An 877-nucleotide genomic window follows, 5' to 3' on the forward strand; every position below is an offset into this window, starting at 1 on the left:
CCGGCCGACTGGCAGGACCGGGCGACGACCGCGGGCGACTGGCGCTATCAGGTCGATGGCGCCGGATCGGCCGCCCTGTTCGGCGCGGATGGGCAAAGCAGCCTGCTCATCATCCGCTGTGACCGGCCGACGCGCCGCATCACCCTTTTGCGGCCCGGCGCGGCGCAGGCGGCCATGACGGTGCGGACCAGCTACGGCGCGGTCAACTGGCCCGCCGGCGCCGCCCCCGGAACCATCGCGGCGACAGAGGCGACCCGCGCCGCCAGCGACGCGACGCTCGACCAGATCGCCTACAGCCGGGGCCGTTTCGCGGTCGAGGTGCAGGGGTTGGAGATGCTGGTGCTGCCAAGCTGGGCGGAGGTCGGCCGCGTCGTCGAGGACTGCCGCGGCTAAGCCGTTGATTTCAGGCAATTCGGACAAATTCCGCCGCAAATCGCCTGCGAAAGGCGGACGCAGAAGTATGATTCGAAAAAAGAATTTTACAAGCCTTGAAGTGGCGGCTCGTCTGATTCACATATCATTTCATAGACGGCGAAGGACCAGTATCCGGGAACGGCTATAGGGGCTTCAACTAGCGAAAGGAGGTGATCCGATGTCTCATGGTTCAGCAATGGGGTCGGTCAAGTCCATTCGGGGAACGCGCCGCTGAGCGACGCCATAGCGTCGGTTTTCCAGCATAGGGGCGACTGTCGGCCGCGTTCTCGCGGGCGAAGCGCCGCATCTGGAAAATAGCGCGATCAACGTTTCCCATGGGCGGCACTTCCGGCCGCTGACCATGTCAATGACGGGCCGCTGGAGGCTTTTACTCCAGCGGCCCCTCTCATTTGCGCGGCGTTTTTGGCCGTCATTCCCCCTCCCGTAGGCGGGAGGGGTTAGG

1 protein-coding gene is annotated in these 877 nt (G+C 64.8%); it reads left to right on the forward strand.

What is annotated here, in order from left to right; translation table 11 throughout:
• Positions 1–393 (forward strand): hypothetical protein (locus L286_RS25190; protein ID WP_021222894.1); only part of this gene is annotated, 393 nt, incomplete at its 5' end.
• Between the last annotated feature and the right edge of the window lie 484 nt (positions 394–877).

The organism is Sphingobium sp. HDIP04 (genome assembly GCF_000445085.1).
Taxonomy (GTDB): Bacteria; Pseudomonadota; Alphaproteobacteria; order Sphingomonadales; family Sphingomonadaceae; genus Sphingobium; species Sphingobium indicum.